The organism is Blautia sp. HCN-20427 (assembly GCF_037890365.1).
In the GTDB taxonomy this organism is placed as follows: Bacteria; Bacillota; Clostridia; order Lachnospirales; family Lachnospiraceae; genus Blautia.
Map to the genome: position 1 here is coordinate 20,196 of NZ_JBBKBX010000014.1, position 17,419 is coordinate 37,614.

Sequence of the window (17,419 nt, forward strand, 5' to 3'; positions counted from 1 at the left end):
AACACAGCAGGGGACTGCTGCCGCAATCCCCCTGTAATTTTTATTTATTTGTACGTTTTGCAATAACCGGCATAATAAAGCCCAGTCCGATAAGTACGAACGGTGTTACAATATTCAGTACCAGCTGGAAGGTATCTTCGGAATAGATACCCAGAATACATGCGATTGCTGTAAAGGCAAAGCACCATACACCAAAGACAATACCGACTGTCTTATTCTTTACAAAGCGGTATTCTGCATGGAATTTGTCTCCCGCTTTCTTCAGAGCAATGTATGCGGCAAATACCCACAGATAACGCAGAGGCATACATACAGAGTTTACTTTTACCAGCCATTTTACCAGTACGTCTACGCTTTCAATACCAAAAGCCGGAACGACAATGAGAATGGATACAATCACGGTAACCATTTTGTGTCCGTTTGTATAAGTACCGTATTTATTCTGTTTGAACAGAGCCTTTGGAATATATCTTTCATCTGCGCTGTCCAGAAGCATACGAAGAGGCGCATCAATAGACAGAATCAAAACTGCAAACTGTCCGATTAAGTTTGTAATGGCATATACCACTACAAAGAAATCGCCTACATGATAATATTCGCCCAGAGTCTGGAATGCATAATAAGCACCGTTTGTCATCAGGTCTTCCGGAATGTTGTTGGAATCGAACATCATGCCCAGGGCAATGGTTCCCAGAACAGCACACACAGTAACCATAATGGCCAGGGTAATCATACCTTTTGAGAAATCCTTAGAAGGATTTTTCATCTTGTTTACATAAGGTGAAATCTTCTCACATCCGCCTACGGCAAATACCAGAATAGACAGGTTTAAGAAGAACTTGCTGTCAAAGGTCGGCATAAAGGTTTTGATGGACCAGTCAATATTTCTGACATCTGCCCCTGTAATAGCCGGTGCTGCAATCATCATCACGATAAACAGCAGAGACATAACAAACATGGTAGAACCTGCTAAAGAAGTAAGTTTCTTCAGTACTCCGATACCTCTTGATGCTACCCATACTGCAAACAGGAACAATACCAGACAGATAACAGCCAGAACTCTGACGTTCATCTGGCTGACTCTGGCATCTCTGAAAATAGCCCAGCTTGCCGCAATAACAGAACCATTCGGCTTCTGTGAAATATAAGGCATATGCACAATCCAGTAAGTCCATCCTGCCAGATAAGCCATTCTCGGTCCGATTGTTTCCAGAATCCATGAGCTGACACCGCCGCCGGCATCTTTAAATGCGCTTCCCATTTCGCCTACCATTAACGCATATGGTACAAAATACACCGCAAAAATAAGTGCCCATGAAACGATTGCTTTTAAGCCGCCGTATTCAGAAAACCCATTTATGACATTTCCGAATCCCCACACAGTGGAAAAGGCCATAAAAGCAAGACTGTACCACATAATCTTCTTTTCACTTTCGTGGTTACTCATCACTTTTTCTCCTTAACTATGATTTTTTTGACGCTTTGTGATTATACTCAAAAAAGCGTCTAATTATAGTCAAATTTTAACTGCCATTCGGCATTTTTCACTTTCTGCTTCTTTCTCACTCCGTATTTTTCGGCATTTTCACGCTTTAACACTTTGCATTTTCAGCTAACGCCATGGCAATTTTTTCCGGTTTTATGGGCATTTCCTGTACGCGGACACCTACGGCATGATACACAGCGTTGGCAATGGCCGGACAAGGGGTGTTGATAACGATTTCTCCGATAGACTTTGCGCCAAAGGGGTGGGATTTCTCATAACTCGGGGCAAAATCCACCCGGATTTTCCGAATATCCGTACGACTGGGAATCTTATACTGCATAAAGGAATTGTTCCGCAGCTGTCCCTTTTCATTATATTGGATATCCTCGTACAAGGCCATACCGATTCCCTGAGCCAGACCACCCTCGGTCTGCACTCTTGCCAGATTTGGATTAATCGGGGTTCCGCAATCCACCACTGCCACATAGTCCAGTAGTTCCACACTTCCGGTTTCCTTATCCACTTCCACTTCTGCCATACCTACCATAAAAGGCGGCGGGGAAATTTTAGAAGAACGGTTCACTGTCACATGGAGAGATTCATTGTTTCCGCAGGTTCCCCTTACGGCAATGTCCTGCAGAGAGACTTCTCTTTCCCCATCCAGTGCATAAACTCTCTTTCCGTCAAAATCCACATCTTTTGCTGCCAATTCCAGCATTTCCGCTCCCAGCCCCTTAATTTTTTCTCTCAACTGTCCGCAGGCATCTGACACAGCCATTCCCGTTACATAAGTGGTTGCAGAAGCATAGGAACCTGAATCATAGGGAGAAATATCCGTATCCACACCAAACACTACAATATTTTCCAGTTCCGTTTCCAACACATCTGCTGCCATCTGGGCCAAAATCGTATCACAGCCGGTTCCCATATCCGTAGCGCCAAGACTCAGCGTATAGGAGCCGTCCTCCCCCAGCTTGATGGTTGCGCCGCCTACATCCACGCCTGCAATGGCAGAACCCTGCATGGCCAGAGCAACCCCTACACCGCGGACTTTTCCATTGCCCATATCCCGGCGGGGATATTTTTCGTCCCATCCCATCATGGCTTTTGCCTTTTCCATACATTGATCCAGCGTACAGCTGGTTACCCATGGACTTCCGTCGTATCCGATAAATTTTCCGCCTTCTTTTGACATATTGATTTCCCGGAAACGCACGGGATCCATATTCATCTGCTCTGCCAGTTCATCCACGGCCGATTCCACAGCAAAGATTCCCTGGGTCGCCCCGTAACCCCGGTAAGCGCCTGCAGACATATGGTTCGTATACACCACGTCATAAGCAAAACGGTATGCTTCTGTATTTCCGTACATGCCAAGAGGCTTGTGCCCGGACAGCCCTACCGTTGTAGGACCGTGCTCTCCATACGCACCGGTATTGGATAACGTATAAATATCAATCGCTTTTAAAATCCCCTGCTCATCAGCGCCCAGACGCACAGACACTTCCATTTCATGACGAGGGGAAGAACAAATCTGGGACTCATATCTGGAAAAAATCATTTTTGCCGGACGTTTTGTTTTCAAGGTTACAAGAGCCGGATACACTTCTGCTACCGAAGTCTGCTTGGCTCCGAAGCCTCCGCCGATTCTGGGCTTAATAACTCTTACATTAGAAGCGCCGATACCCAGGGCACGTCCCAAAATTCTCCGGATATGAAAAGGTACCTGAGTGGAAGCCACCACATTCAGTCTGCCGAAATAATCCAGATACGTATAGGCGCGGAAAGTCTCCATCATGGCCTGCTGATTGGCTTTTGTATGATAGGTTTTCTCCACCACATATTTACATTCTTTTAGCACAGCATCCACATCTCCCAGCGTTTCCACCTTAGATGCACAGAGATTCCTCTTATTGTCCGCCCCCACAGGCACCTTGGATTCCCAGTTTTCTTCCGGGTGCAGCAGCACCGGATTATCTTTCGCCTTATGAAAATCCAGTACGGGCTCCAGAAGTTCATAGCGCACTTTGATGATTTTCATGGCCTTGTCTACTGCTTTTTCTGTTTCACCTGCCACAATGGCCACCGCATCTCCCACAAACCGGATATGACGGTCCAGAATCAGACGGTCATAAGGGCTCAGTTCGGGATAAGTCTGTCCGGCAAAGGTAAATCTCTCCTGAGGCACGTCTTCATAAGTAAGAATACAGGCAATGCCCGGTACTTTTTTTGCCGCCTCCGTGCGGATTTCTTCAATCATGGCATGGGCATGGGGACTTCTTAAAACCTTTACAATCAGACAGTCCTTTGGAGCCAGGTCATCGGTATACACCGGTTGTCCCGTTACCAGAGCCTCTGCGTCTTTCTTTTTCACAGGCTGATTTACATAACTCATTTCTGCGCGCCTCCTTCCTTTTTATACTGCAAAAACTTCAAAATACTTCTGGTCTGTCCCATAAAGCCGGAGCAGCGGCACAGATTTCCTGCCAGATATTCGTGAATCTCTTCCTCAGAAGGGTCTTCCAGTTCTTTCAGCATGGCAAACACATTCATAATAAAACCGGGATTGCAAAAGCCGCACTGTTCTGCGCCCTCCCCTGCAAGAAAATCCCCAAATTCTTTCGCTTCTTCCTGCATGCCTTCCAGCGTTACCACATGCTTTCCTTCTGCTCTTGCTGCCAGCATACTGCAGGAAAGAACCGGCCTTTCTTCCATTAATACCGTACACAGCCCACAGTTTGCCGTCTCACAGCCGCGCTTTACGCTATAGCAGCCTAAACTCCGCAGCACATCTAAAAGCAGCGCATCCGGCTCTGCCTGTATCTGTGTTTTTTCGCCATTCAGCCAGAATTTAATTTCCATTGTCCATACCTCCTGCTGCCAACAGCGCCCGTTTCACCAAAACGCCCACCAGATGGCTTCTGTATTCCTTAGAAGCGCGCATATTGCCTCCTGTTTTCACCCTTTCCTTTGCATACTGTGCAAAAGAAACTGCAGCCTGCTCCTGCGCTTTTAAATCTTTGCTGCAAAAATCTTTTAAAATCCCCTGTTCATCCTGAACCAGTCCGGCTCTTTGGGGACAGGCCCCCACAACTGCCCGTGCTTCCCCGTCTGCAAAAAGTCCCACACAGCAAGTCAGCACCGGGAAATCCGTACTGCTGTTTCGCTGGCTGAGATAAACCGTTTTTATCGGTCTTTTCTTCACAATCACCCGCACCAGAATATCCCTGTCCGGCTTTTTCTTTGCGAAATCTTCCAAAGGCACAATTCCGCCTTTATACAGTTCCACGTAAGAATCCATAGCCAGGAACATGGTCAGCACATCAGAAAATCCATATCTGCCAAAAATGCTGCCCCCCACAGTGGCACAGTTGCGAAACTGCACTCCCACAATATGGCGCAGACTCTTTTTCACGGCTCCCTGTGTGTACCCATCCAGCCCTTTATGGGTTTCCAGGGTTCTCAAAGATGTCATGGCTCCGATACGGAACTCCTCTTCTGTTTCTTCTATCATATCCAGGTCCAGTCCGGACAGGTCAATGGCTGTACTGATATTGCGGTTTCCCATTTTCAGCCAGACCATACCGCCAAGTACGCAGGCGGTTTTCTTCTGATTTAACAGATATGCCTCTTCCAGGTCTTTTACCTTTACATACTCTTTAATCTTTAACATTGGTTTTCCTCTCTGATTTTACATTTAACTCCAGTATAATACAGAGATTTTAGAAGTGGCAAGTATTTTCTCTTTCCTTTTTGCGAAAGTCGTATTAAAATGAATACAGTCTATGTCTGTTTTTTGCAGATACAGAGGAAAAGAAGGAGATTTTGAACATGTCACATACTACTGATTTGGGAAAAGACAGAATTCCCATTCTGGTTCTGAAACTGGCCATTCCCTCCATGATTGCCCAGTTTGTTACGGTTTTGTACAGCATTATTGACCGTATGTTTATCGGAAATATTCCGAAAATCGGGGACGCTGCGCTGGCCGGCGTAGGGGTCTGCGGCCCTATTGTCACTTTACTGACTTCTTTTGGCACGCTCATTGGCCTGGGCGGTTCTATCCTCATGGCCATGCGCATGGGTGCCGGAAGGAAAAAACAGGCGGAGTCCATACTGGCTCACAGCTTCGCCCTGCTGGTGGTTTTTTCTGCGGTGCTGACCGTACTGTTTCTGGTCAGTAAACGGTATTTGCTAAACTGGTTCGGGGCAAGCCCTGCAACCTTTCCCTATGCTGACTCCTACCTGACGATTTATACGGCAGGAACCTTTTTTGCCCTGCTGGCCATCGGGCTGAATTATTTTATTACCTGCCAGGGCTTTCCGGCCATAGGCATGATAACCGTTCTTATCGGAGCCGTTACCAATATCATTCTGGATCCGGTTTTTATCTTCGTTCTGGATATGAAAGTTGCCGGAGCAGCCATTGCCACCGTTATCGCGCAGTTTGCCTCCTGCGCCTTTGCTTTTTGTTTCCTCACAGGGAAGAAAATTCCCATAAAGATTACGCGGCTTCGGAAGAAGACATTTTCTCCCCTGATTGTGAAAAAAATTATTGGTCTGGGAATTTCCCCGTTTCTGATTCTGGCTACGGACAGCGTGATTATCATTGTACTGAATACCGTTCTTCAGAAATACGGCGGCCCTAAAGAGGGCGATATTCTCATTACCTGCGCCACCATTGTCCAAAGCTACATGATGCTGATTACCGGTCCCATGCTGGGAATTTCCAGCGGCACCCAGGCCATTTTAAGCTACAATTACGGAGCCAGAAACATAAAACGTGTAAAGAAAGCGGAAAAATATGTCTTAATTCTCTGCCTGTGCTTTACCACGCTGATGTTCCTGCTTTCCAGAATCGTGCCGGAATACTTTATACGGATTTTCACCAAAGATGCCCTGCAGCTGCAGCTTTGCACTTGGGGAATCGGTGTTTTCACCCTGATGATTATCCCCCTCAGCTTCCAGTACGTCTTTGTGGATGGGTTTACCGCTCTTGGAAGAAGCAAAACAGCCCTGGTACTTTCCCTCTGGCGAAAGGGAGATTACATGCTTTTTACCATTGTACTTCCCATCTTCTTTGGAGCCAAAAGCGCCTTTTATGCCCAGCCTCTTGCAGACGGTATCGGCGCTGTCATGTCCACCATTGCGTTTCTGTTGATTTTTCGGAAACATCTGGAAAAACGGGAAGCACAGCCTTGAGTGTTTCTCTTTTCCTTGCGTCATAATTTTGTTATTTGACTGATATATTATTTTGCTGTATATTATTTTCAAATTCTACCAAACAGGAGGTCTTGTTTATGGCAAAACAGTTCTCAAAAAAATATGCCCTGCTGCTTTTCACCATGGGATTTCTCTTTTTGTCCGCCTGCGGCAAGGATAAAGAGGCCCAGGAGGAAGCGGAGCTGGATGCAGTATCCGCTTCTGTAAGCGGTACATTAACCAGCTTCACGGGCTCTGAACTTTCTCTGAAAACAGATAAGGGAGAAAAACTGACTTTTGACAACTGCTCTGACGCCAGCCTGGAACTGGAAAACGGCATTATTCCCGGCAACAGCGTTACCATTGTCTATGTGGGCGCAGTAACCGACGGGGATGCCAGCAAGGCAAAGGTACGGAAAATTATCTCTACAGATGACAATTCCGGTGTCCTGAACCTGGCTGAAAAGGCAGAGGAAAACCTGACCGGTATCAGCGGCTCTGCTATTACCAGCGAAGACGAAGGACAGGACGAACCGGCAAGCGGCGTATCCGTAGAACAGACCAGCGGCACCGGCACCATTGTCAGCAGTGTAAACGTCCGGGCCGATGCGCAGAGCGGTTCTGAAATTCTGGGACAGTTAGACGGAGGAGCTTCTGTAAGAGTTACGGGTATCTGCGAGAATGGCTGGTATCGGATTATTTATGAAAATCAGACAGGATATGTATGGCAGGATTACATTTCCTATTGATGTTGTATGAACATTTCTAAAACTATAAAAAGGACATGATACGAAATGCATATTCTAATTCTTTATGCATTTCATATCATGTCCTTTGTCCTTTCGTACCTTCTTTATGTTCTTCTTTTAAAGAATTTCGATTCCCGCCTTTTCACAAGCTTTCAATGTCTCTTCATCCCAAAGAGAGGCCTGCACCTCTCCCACATGGGCTTTTTTCAGAAGCAGCATACAAATCCGGGACTGTCCGATACCGCCGCCAATGGTCAGAGGCAGTTTTCCCTCCAGCAGCATTTTGTGGAAAGGAAGATTTCTTCTGTCATCACAGCCTGCTTTGGTAAGCTGCTCATCCAGGGCTTTTTCGTCCACACGAATTCCCATGGAAGAAATCTCCAGCGCACACTGCAGAGGTTCGTGCCAGAAGAGAATATCACAATTTAATTTCCAGTCGTCATAATCCGGCGCTCTTCCGTCATGTTTCTGTCCTGAGGCCAGCACATCTCCAATCTGCATAATGCACACGGTTTTATGCTCTTTTGTATAGGCGTTTTCCCTTTCCTTTGGTGTGAAATCAGGGTATAAATCTTCCAGTTCCTGTGTGGTAATAAAAGAAACTTCTCTGGAAAGCTCTGTGTCCAAATGCTCATACTGGTATTTAATTTCATCCAGGGCATTACAGATGGCACCCACAATACGATTCACTGTATTTTTCAAGTACTCCAGATTCCGGTCTTCTCTGGTAATGATTTTTTCCCAGTCCCACTGGTCTACATAAACAGAATGCAGATTATCCAGTTCTTCATCCCTGCGTACTGCGTTCATGTCGGTGAGAAGTCCCTTACCTACATGAAAATCGTAACGGTACAGCGCCATACGTTTCCATTTCGCCAGAGAATGTACCACCTGTGCATTTACTCCTGCGTCCGGAATATCAAAGGTAACCGGGCGTTCCACGCCATTTAAGTCATCGTTCAGACCAGAAGCCGGGTCTACAAACAGCGGCGCAGTCACCCTCTTTAATTTCAGTGCCATACACAGCTTTTTCTGCATAAGATTTTTAATGGCACCGATTGCTTCCTGCGTTTCGTATCTGGATAAACAGGACTGATAATTTTCCGGTATGATTACTTTTCCCATGTGCTTTCCTCCTGTAAGATTTTACGTTTTTATAGCATTAAAATACTATGCTTAGTTTAATACAAAAATCAGGAGATGTAAATATGGAATTTTTCCATAATTACTTTTCTGTCCCCAGATAGCTGTCCTCCATTTCCGCATCTCCTTCCAGCACCACAAGCCTTTCCAGCACAATCCCCGCTTCCCCCGCGTACACGGTAATACGGTTGAGGCCTTCTTGTAATGAAATTTCCATCTCTGCCACATGCTCCTGGTTCAGCACAGCGCGCTCCCAGGCAGCGCAGTCGTTATCTCCGCCTTTATACCTGCTGTCTGTAAGCACAAGCTTTTGTATCTCGCCGGCATTGCAGGAAATGCCCACCCGCAGCTCTCCTCCGTACATCAGCGGATTAGCCGGAGATGTAAAAAGGCGCAGCCTGCCTTTCCCTGCGCTCCTGCTCCAAAGCTCATAGGTCAGAGAAGGCGCGTGCAAATCTCCATCAAAGGCAGCTGTCACAGGAAATACCTTCATACCGCTTCCATATTTCCCAAAATCCGTCAGCAAACCATATTCAGCGGCTTCGCCCTTATAGTCCCCGGCCTTTTTCTCCGCATAATTTACCGCATCTATGGCAAAAATCCCTTTCCTGCTTATGGCTGTATGCCCAGGCAGAGCAGGCAGTTCCTCTCTTTTCGCCCTTACACACACCGGAACCTTTTCTTCCCCTGCCACCACATAAAAAGTACAAGTCTTTTCCTCGCCAGACAGTTTTTCCCTGTCCACAGTCAGGAGAACACAGTCCTGTAAAGCTGTTTTTCCCTCTTTTTCAGAAAACAAAAGCCAGTCGCAGGTTTCTTTTATTTCCCAGCAGATTTCCCCCTGTCCTCCATTGGCAATCTCCAGTCCCACTTCTTTGCTGTTCTCCTCCAGAAAATCCTCAATAACCAGAGGAGTGGGAAAATACTGATTGGTAAAATGTGCTTCTTCATCCCAGCGGGATACCACCAGTCTGGGTGTCTGGGGCAGGCGCAGGACGTGGCGCACCGGATATCTCCAGTCCTCACTGTTCCAGTTGGTAAACCCGATGTGCAGCGCCATTTCCATACCTGCCCATTTTCCTTCTGCAAATGCGGCCATCTCCTGTGCCAGCGCTTCATCCCGCTCTATGCACTGCTCCATTTTCTCTCCCATCAGATTGGCAATGGCTTTTCCCTGACGCGCATAAAGATGGTTAAATCCTGCATATAAATGCATCTGCAGCAAATTCGCAGAAGCCGCCGCCGGATAGTAAACCATACTGTAATAAGCCTCTTCACAGCGTCTTCCTTTCAGCGCTTCTCTCAGCCTTTCATTGGTTTCCTCTAATTCCTCACACCGTTTCCGCATACGGCTGCCTTCCCGGTAATGTACCGGATGATAGACTTCACTGCTGCAGGATTCCGGACGGCGCAGATGATTCAACCGGATATATTCCTCCACCACATTTTTTATGCTGTTTCGTTCTTCAGGAGAGGTTTCCGGGCCAAACTGCTGCTGAACCCATTTTTCCGTATAAGCCTTAGGGCTTTCCGGATGGGCGCTGCCCCAGGTGTCAAAGTCATAGGCCATTTCCATAAAATAGTTCAGCGGGTATTCCTGAAACTTCAAATCTCCCACATTGACAATCCAGAGTTCCCGGACGCCATATGCATAGGCCTCTGTCATCTGCTCCCAGATTTTTGTAAGAGGCACTGACGCCACCCACTCATAGGAAACCGGACCGCCATGGTAATCCAGATGATAATACATGCCAAAGCCGCCCTTGCGGCTTCTCTCCTCCTCTTTTGGCAGAGCGCGCATATTGCCGAAATTATCTTCGCAGAGCAGCAAAGTAACACCCTCCAATTCTTCAAAGTGTTCCAGTCCTTCTGCCTGGTTGTCCCCGAAATAATAATCTTCCACTTCCTTATACACAGCAAAGAGCTGTGGAATCTCTTCTTCCTCCTGCAGATATTCCCGAATCAGAGTTCTCTGGTCCGTCAGAATGTCCTTCAGCACCCGGATATTGTCCGCCACAGAAGCCTCTCCCATCATCTTGCTGTCTCTTTCTCCTCTCATGCCAATGGTGGGAAATACATGATGTCCCCTGCTGCGCAGAAGCCCGTCTTTCCAGTATTCCAAAAGCCCTTCCCGGTTACTTAGATAACTCCAGTCCCTGCCGTATTTCTCTCCTTTTACCATGTCCCATTCCTCACTGGAACGCATACACGGCTCATGGTGGGACATGCCGATATAAATTCCATAGGAATCTGCCAGTTCCATAGACTGCATTCCCGGCCCGTCCACCAGGAAAGAAGACGTCCACATGGCCGGCCACAGGTAATTTCCCTTCATGCGCAGAAGATATTCAAACACCTTGTCATACATCTCTGCTGTAAAGCCGCCGAAATGCGAAAACGTCCAATTCCCAAAACAGGGCCATTCATCGTTAATAAAAAATCCTCTGTATTTCACAGACGGCTCTTTGGAAATCCGAGGTTGTTCCGGCACTGACAGACACAACTGCTTTTCCTTATTCTGTAATTTCTCTTCGTCTTCTGTACTGCATAAAAATACTTTTTCATAAGAAGGGGCTTTCACATCTCCCCAGTAATGGCAGGGAGACACTCCCAAAATCTCTGACAGATGAAACAGCCCGTATATGGTTCCCAGGCGGTCACTTCCATATATGACCAGACAATTTTCTATGCCCAGAACCGGCCTGTCTGCGAGAAAAAAGCCATATACCTCCCGCTTTCCTCTGACCTTTGCCAGGGCAGGAAACTGCTTCTCCAGCCATAGGGAAACCTCCCCTTTGTCTGCAGAAAGCGCAAGAATCCCCTGCTCATAGAGCCCTCTCTCCCCTGTAACCAGCGGACAGCAGCCAGCCACCGTTTCCACATCTTTTGCCACCTTCTCTGCAATTCTTACAATTCCCTTCTCCTTTTCAGCCGGAATACAAAAAACCATTTCTTTTTCTCTGGAAAATTCTACCATGCTCCTACATCCTCCCGTATACAGAAAGAGGGCCGCGCATAACCCTCAAGTTCTCCTGATTCTTATGCGGCAGCCCCTTACTCTGCGTATTGCTCTTTCTTAATAACCTAATGTATCTTTTGTTCTTTCAAAGATTTCATTTGCCTGGTCTACATATTTGGTGCTTCCCTTGCTCTCACAATCTGCCACATAAGCATCCCAGTCTTTGTCTAAATCTCTCTTGCCGGAAATGAATTCCAGTGCTGCGGTATTGACATAGTCCATGAGAGACACCTTAATCAGGTTCATCTCTTCTTTCTCCAGCTCATCAGCCAGTACCGGAGGCATCAGTTTTGCATTTTCCTTATTGGCGTCAATTCTTTCGTTCCACTCTTTCTCACCTTCTGAGAATTTGGAATACTGTAAATCCTTGGAACCACCATATGCGAACACACCGCCGCCAAAGCCATAGTCTACGTTTAACTGTTTTTCAGCGCCTGCGTTAATACCGTTAAAGTAAATATCCGGATTCAGGGTAATCGTTCCCTCTGCATCTTTGGTATAAGTTTCTCCTTCTACACCCCACAGACAGAGTGTCTGACCTTCGTCAGAGTACCACAGCCAGTCAATGAAACGCAGCATTTTAATGAATTCTTTTTCGCCCAGTTCTTCCAGCGCATTGGTGGTAATCATAATACCATTCTCAAGACGTCCTGCATAGCTGGATAATTTCATCTGTCCTTCCGGACCTCCCGGTGTTGTCATAAAGTATAAATCAGCGCCGTCTACCTGCATCTTATTCTGAGACTGAATATCTGCAACCTGCTGATAGTTTACTGTCAGCACATAGGATTCGCCTCTGTAGAATTTCGCCTGTGCCTGTGCACTGTCCTGTGTAAAGGTCTCCGGATCTAAAATTCCTTCTTCATACATTTTGTTAAACAGTGTCAGATATTCTTTGTACTCGTCTGTGGTATCTGCAAAGTAAAATTTATTCTTGTCAAAGTCAAATTTCATACCGTCCTTTAATCCCCAGTCACCGCCGTCCTGAGAATTACCGCCGGTTACACCATACACGCTTGCTGCCAGGTTCATGGTACAGCCAAACTGATACTGGTCAGACCATACATAATCGCTGCCTGTATACTCTTTTACTTTCTTTAATGCCTGATAAAAATCTTCCCAGGTCCAGGTAGGCTCTGTAGACATGTCCACACCTGCTGCCTCGAAAACATCCTTACGGATAAGGAAAGAATAGCCGCCTGCTGTGGTCTCCCACATACCCGGAAGTCTGTAATATTTTCCGTCAGAGGCCAGAATCTGTTTCAGGTCATCTTCCAGGCCCCATTCTTCCACACATTTCTGGTAGTTCGGCATATACTGTACCCAGTCACTGATAGCCACAACCTGTCCACTGTCTTCGTATGCCTTGGAATCATAGATTTTGGGTACAATATACGGTGCGTTTCCACTATTTACAGACGCGGATACCTTATCGTTGTAGTCCGTTCTTGCAACCGTAGTCAAGTCAAAGGTTACGTTTGTCTTCTCTTCAATTGCGCTCCAGAGCAGCCAGTCGTCCTGCATTGGATAGTTTTCATGGTCAGAAAACATCATAGAATATGTCACCGGTTCGTCAGAATGGAAGGTTTCTCCCTCTCCGTAGGTGTAGTCCAAATCCTTGTCGGCTTCTTCTGCGGACATTGTAGGGCCATCTTCTCCCTTAGAGCTGCTGTTTCCGCCGCAGCCTGCAAGTGTAGTGCCTGCCATAAGCAGACTCAGTGTCAATGCAATCACTCTTTTTTTCATTTACTCTTTCCTCCTCTTATTTTTCAACGGACTGTCCTGCCCGTTTCATTAACCTTTTACTGCACCGATTGTCATACCCTGTACAAAATATTTCTGTACAAATGGGTAGACACAGATAATCGGAATGGATGTCAGCACCATGGTTGCTGATTTTAAAGTGGCCTGTACACTGCTGGCCTCTGCAGAACTTCCGATTTCCGTATTGTTTGCCCCTTCTACCAGCTGTCTTACCCAAAGAGCAATGGGCCATTTATCTCTGGAATCCAGGTACATCATAGGTGCAAACCATTCGTTCCACATACCCACCATATAGAACAGAGCCATAGTTGCCAGAATCGGTTTGGACAACGGAAGAATAATCTTCACAAAAATACCGTACACGCCCATACCATCAATGGAAGCTGCTTCCTCCAATTCTTCCGGCAGCCCTGCGAAGAAGGACTTCATAACCAGAAGGTTGAAAGTGCTGATAGCGCCCGGAAGAATAATAGCAAGCATACTGTCCTGCAGCCCCAGCCACTGTGTTACCAAAATATAGTTCGGAATAATACCGCCTGTAAAATACATAGTGAATACCACAAACGGTGTAAAAAACTTATTCAGCCGCAGTCTTGGCTTGGAAAGGGGATAAGCCAGCAGCGCGGTACCGATGACGGAAATAATGGTTCCGACTACGGTATAAAGAATGGTGTTTCCGTAATATTTAAAGAAAGAATCATCTTTTAAAAGGTACTTGTAAGTATCCAGTGTAAAATCTACCGGAAAGAAGGTAACCTGGCCTGCGCTTACTGCCGCATCGCTGCTGAAGGACTGTGCAACCAGATATACAAATGGATATAAGGTAATAAACAGTATAAGAATCATAAGAACTGTATTAAATACCTGAAAAACTCTGTAAGATTTTGATGGTTTTATACTATTCATGTTTACACTCCTTTCTACCACAGGGATGTTTCTGTAAGTTTCTTGGACAGGAAGTTGGCTATACTAACCAGTATCAGCCCCAGAAGACCTTCAAACAAACCTACTGCAGACGCATAACTGAAGCTTCCCTGGCTGATACCCATTCGGTATACCAAAGTACCGATGATGTCGGCTCTGCTCTGTGTCATTGGATTGTACAAAAGCAAGATTTTCTGCATATTTCCTGAGGTTACAATGCCTCCGATATCCATAATCAAAAGCGTCATAATGGTTGGCAGGATTCCCGGTATGGTAACGTGAAGAGCCTGCTTGAATTTGTTGGCCCCGTCCATGGAGGCTGCCTCATAAAGTTCGGTATTAATACCGGTCATGGCTGTCAGGTAAAGAATGGTGCCCCAGCCAAGCGCCTGCCATACACCGGAAAGGATATAAATGGCATCGAACCATCCGGGTTCTGACATAAATGCGATTTTGTCTCCGCCTAAAGAAGCAATGAGCTGGTTAATGGGACCGTTAGAAGCCAGAAGTTCTTTCACCATACCGCACAGCACAACAAGAGAAATAAAGTGAGGCAGGTAGGAAACCGTCTGTACCGTCTTTTTCCACCATTTCTTTCTGATTTCATTTAAAAGCAGGGCAAAAATCAGGGTTGCCGGGAAACGTACCAGAAGGTATCCGATACTTAACCGCAGGGTGTTCCAGAAAGCCTGCCAGAAATCCGGGTCTGTGAGAAACTGTTCAAAATAACGGAATCCCACCCAGTAATCACCTAAGATATTGGAACCGCCCCGGTAACGGCGAAAGGCAATGATGTTTCCGATTACAGGTATGTACTTAAAAATTACATAGTAAAGAATGGGAATTACCAGAAAGGAATACAGTTTCCATTCTTTTCTTACATGTCTCAACAGGGAATGTTCCTTGTATTTGACTTTAGGCTGCTTTTTTTCTTTTGTTTTTGTCATATCAGCACCACGTCTCCTTCCTCTTCTCTTAATAAATCGTTCTGTGCTTCTCATCCGGAATCATGCTCTTGCGGTAAAAATAGGAATTAATCTGGTCCCGCCATTCCTTTGCATGCTCTTTCTGATGTGCCAGACGTTTCTGCACTCGCTCAAAAACTTTTGTTTCTATTTTTCCTTCCAGGGAATCCCAGAGGTCTGCCATATAGGCCGCCTCTTCGGCGCCTTCAAAATGTGTGTCGTAAATATGCTGAATCATGGTCTTCCCTGTCTTCAGCTGATAGGTGTACGGAACATAGTGGAAAAACAGCAGAAGTTCTTCCGGACAGGTCTGCACATTTTCATACATGGAAGCATTTGGCTCCCGATACTGCTGTGCGTAACCGGTTCCTTTTTTACCCCGGCAAACTCCCATCCCCAGGTGGTCGGCCCGGTGGTAAGTGCCCCATCGGTCATATTCGTAGCCGTCTACATTGGGACCATAGTGGTAATTGGGGTTTACCATCCAGCCGATTCCCAAAGGAGAGGTATACTTTTCATAAGTCTTCCAGGACATCATCAGCATTTGCAAGATCTTTTCCTGTACTTCCCTGTCATGACCAAAGGTACAGACAATCCATTCTTTCGCTATCTCTTCTGCGGAAAGGGAGGTGTTGAAACACAGTCTGCCGAATCCGAAGAAATTGGCTGCCGCCAAATCATGCCCTGTCCAGTTCTCGTCATTTCCGGTGTTGACCACTGCTGCGATTCCGCAATTGGTGTTTCCCATGGTTTTTCCTGTCACAATGTCTTCCACCGTATCCCTGTCTTCCTGACAGTAAGTACGGAACTTTAACACTTCCTGAAACATGGGAATGAGGTAACAGACATGTCTCTGCTGCCCTGTATACTCCTGTGCAATCTGTACTTCCAGCATTTCATTGGTCTTTTCCATACCTCCGAAAAGCGGGGATACCGGCTCTCTTACCTGGAAATCCATAGGCCCGTTTTTCACCTGCAGGATAACATTTTCCCTAAACTGTCCGTCCAGAGGCCTGAAGTTGTCATATCCTGATCTGGCACGGTCTGTTTTCCGGTCTCTCCAGTCCTGCTGACAGTTGTAAACAAAACACCGCCAAATAATCTTTCCATGATAGGGAGCCACGGCATCAGCCAGCATGTTGGCTCCGTCTGCATGGGTTCTTCCGTAAGTGAAAGGCCCCGGTCTTCCCTCGGAGTCAGCCTTTACCAAAAAGCCGCCCAGGTTGGGAAGTCTGGTATAGAGCTCCTGCATTTTATCGTTCCACCACTGCTGCACCGCTTCCTTACAGGGATCTGCGCTGTCCAGATTTCCCAATTCCATAGGCGCTGCAAAGTTCAGACTCAAAAACAGCTGAATTCCGTAAGTCTCAAAGATTTCGCTCATCTGCTGCAGTTCCTTCTGGTAAACCTCATCAATCAGCCAGGTTGCCCGGTCTTTCACGTTCACATTGTTAATCACCACTCCGTTGATTCCCACAGAAGCTGCCAGTCTGGCATAGTCTCTGGTTCTTTCATTTACCAGAATTTTATTGTCTTCAAAGAAAAACGAGTTTCCCGAATACCCTCTTTCAATGGAACCGTCCATGTTGTCCCAGTGATTCAACATTCGGAGGGGAGCGGAAGGCTTCTCTGTTTTTTCTTCCGCTGAAAACTCTTCTTGGGTCTGCAGCATACGGATACAGGCGAAGCTGCCGTAAAGCAGTCCCTTTTCCCCTTGGGAAGTCACAGTCAGTCTGCCGTCCCGGCACTGTATTTTATACCCCTCTTCTCCCAGAGCATTATCCTGCTCCTTTTTCAGAAGAATTCCTGCTTCCTCTTCCTGTCCGGTGATTCCCATATCCATACCGCAGATTTCTTTCACTGCTCTTTGCAGTTCTGTCACAGCGGCTTCTATGGTCTTTCCCCATGTATCTGCATAAATCTTGCTGCCATTCCAGGGTATTTTCAACGTATGGTTTTCTTTATAAGACAGCCATGCACTTTCATATCCCATCTCTTTTCCTCCTGCTGCTTTTGTTCAACTTTCACGGATTTATTTCATTTTTCCTGTTATGTTGTACACTTTTTTGCTTTTCTAAGATATATTATAGGTGATATTTTTCTCTGGCACTCACCTATTATTGCCAAAATTTATGCAGATATTGCGTGATGTTTTGAGGTACTGCGC

12 protein-coding genes are annotated in these 17,419 nt (G+C 46.3%); 2 read left to right on the forward strand and 10 right to left on the reverse strand.

The genetic code is table 11. The features are described 5' to 3' along the window. Positions 1-40: 40 nt before the first annotated feature. The 4 genes from WKT17_RS09800 to WKT17_RS09815 form a co-directional block, all read right to left on the reverse strand. Entirely contained in the window at positions 41-1,447 is a 1,407-nt protein-coding gene (locus WKT17_RS09800) for an APC family permease (protein WP_173748170.1), read from the reverse strand. Positions 1,448-1,592: 145 nt separating this feature from the next. After that, positions 1,593-3,881 (reverse strand): xanthine dehydrogenase family protein molybdopterin-binding subunit, encoded by a 2,289-nt coding sequence (locus WKT17_RS09805; protein ID WP_291682537.1) that lies wholly within the window; start codon positions 3,879-3,881, stop codon positions 1,593-1,595. Continuing rightward, positions 3,878-4,348 carry a (2Fe-2S)-binding protein gene (locus tag WKT17_RS09810; RefSeq protein ID WP_173748166.1) on the reverse strand — a complete coding sequence of 157 codons (471 nt, stop codon included), beginning with the start codon at positions 4,346-4,348 and terminating at the stop codon, positions 3,878-3,880. The genes WKT17_RS09805 and WKT17_RS09810 overlap by 4 nt, the downstream gene beginning before the upstream one ends. Next, positions 4,338-5,159: an FAD binding domain-containing protein gene (locus WKT17_RS09815; RefSeq protein ID WP_340272615.1), complete on the reverse strand. Its 822-nt coding sequence runs from the start codon at positions 5,157-5,159 to the stop codon at positions 4,338-4,340. The genes WKT17_RS09810 and WKT17_RS09815 overlap by 11 nt, the downstream gene beginning before the upstream one ends. A 158-nt stretch (positions 5,160-5,317) precedes the next feature. On the opposite strand from WKT17_RS09815, the gene WKT17_RS09820 reads away from it, so the two are divergent. Together WKT17_RS09820 and WKT17_RS09825 are read left to right on the forward strand one after the other, a co-directional pair. Further along, a complete protein-coding gene (locus tag WKT17_RS09820; RefSeq protein ID WP_173748163.1) occupies positions 5,318-6,688 on the forward strand; it encodes an MATE family efflux transporter in 1,371 nt (456 codons plus the stop codon). Between the two features lie 98 nt (positions 6,689-6,786). Further along, positions 6,787-7,437, forward strand: a complete 651-nt coding sequence (locus WKT17_RS09825; protein WP_173748161.1) for an SH3 domain-containing protein — start codon at positions 6,787-6,789, stop codon at positions 7,435-7,437. Positions 7,438-7,554: 117 nt separating this feature from the next. Here WKT17_RS09825 and asnA read toward each other — a convergent pair whose 3' ends face one another. The 6 genes from asnA to WKT17_RS09855 form a co-directional block, all read right to left on the reverse strand. Next, positions 7,555-8,562: an aspartate--ammonia ligase gene (gene asnA / locus WKT17_RS09830; protein WP_173748159.1), complete on the reverse strand. Its 1,008-nt coding sequence runs from the start codon at positions 8,560-8,562 to the stop codon at positions 7,555-7,557. 100 nt (positions 8,563-8,662) lie between these two features. Then, on the reverse strand, positions 8,663-11,557 hold the full coding sequence (locus WKT17_RS09835) for a glycosyl hydrolase 115 family protein (protein ID WP_340272619.1): 2,895 nt from the start codon (positions 11,555-11,557) through the stop codon (positions 8,663-8,665). A gap of 99 nt (positions 11,558-11,656) precedes the next feature. After that, positions 11,657-13,345, reverse strand: a complete 1,689-nt coding sequence (locus tag WKT17_RS09840; RefSeq protein WP_291682531.1) for an extracellular solute-binding protein — start codon at positions 13,343-13,345, stop codon at positions 11,657-11,659. Between the two features lie 48 nt (positions 13,346-13,393). Further along, a complete protein-coding gene (locus WKT17_RS09845; protein ID WP_291682529.1) occupies positions 13,394-14,269 on the reverse strand; it encodes a carbohydrate ABC transporter permease in 876 nt (291 codons plus the stop codon). Positions 14,270-14,283: 14 nt separating this feature from the next. Continuing rightward, complete coding sequence (locus tag WKT17_RS09850) at positions 14,284-15,234, reverse strand: ABC transporter permease (protein WP_173748153.1); 951 nt, start codon at positions 15,232-15,234, stop codon at positions 14,284-14,286. A 28-nt stretch (positions 15,235-15,262) separates the two neighbouring features. Beyond that, entirely contained in the window at positions 15,263-17,245 is a 1,983-nt protein-coding gene (locus WKT17_RS09855) for an alpha-glucuronidase family glycosyl hydrolase (protein ID WP_340272623.1), read from the reverse strand. Between the last annotated feature and the right edge of the window lie 174 nt (positions 17,246-17,419).

Bases quoted from the DNA above. Each gene is read 5' to 3' on its own strand.
- WKT17_RS09850 (WP_173748153.1), bottom strand. From the start codon at position 15,234: ATGACAAAAACAAAAGAAAAAAAGCAGCCTAAAGTCAAATACAAGGAA.
- WKT17_RS09835 (WP_340272619.1), bottom strand. From the start codon at position 11,557: ATGGTAGAATTTTCCAGAGAAAAAGAAATGGTTTTTTGTATTCCGGCT.
- WKT17_RS09810 (WP_173748166.1), bottom strand. From the start codon at position 4,348: ATGGAAATTAAATTCTGGCTGAATGGCGAAAAAACACAGATACAGGCA.
- WKT17_RS09815 (WP_340272615.1), bottom strand. From the start codon at position 5,159: ATGTTAAAGATTAAAGAGTATGTAAAGGTAAAAGACCTGGAAGAGGCA.
- WKT17_RS09855 (WP_340272623.1), bottom strand. From the start codon at position 17,245: ATGGGATATGAAAGTGCATGGCTGTCTTATAAAGAAAACCATACGTTG.
- WKT17_RS09840 (WP_291682531.1), bottom strand. From the start codon at position 13,345: ATGAAAAAAAGAGTGATTGCATTGACACTGAGTCTGCTTATGGCAGGC.
- WKT17_RS09820 (WP_173748163.1), top strand. From the start codon at position 5,318: ATGTCACATACTACTGATTTGGGAAAAGACAGAATTCCCATTCTGGTT.
- WKT17_RS09800 (WP_173748170.1), bottom strand. From the start codon at position 1,447: ATGAGTAACCACGAAAGTGAAAAGAAGATTATGTGGTACAGTCTTGCT.
- WKT17_RS09825 (WP_173748161.1), top strand. From the start codon at position 6,787: ATGGCAAAACAGTTCTCAAAAAAATATGCCCTGCTGCTTTTCACCATG.
- asnA (WP_173748159.1), bottom strand. From the start codon at position 8,562: ATGGGAAAAGTAATCATACCGGAAAATTATCAGTCCTGTTTATCCAGA.
- WKT17_RS09845 (WP_291682529.1), bottom strand. From the start codon at position 14,269: ATGAATAGTATAAAACCATCAAAATCTTACAGAGTTTTTCAGGTATTT.
- WKT17_RS09805 (WP_291682537.1), bottom strand. From the start codon at position 3,881: ATGAGTTATGTAAATCAGCCTGTGAAAAAGAAAGACGCAGAGGCTCTG.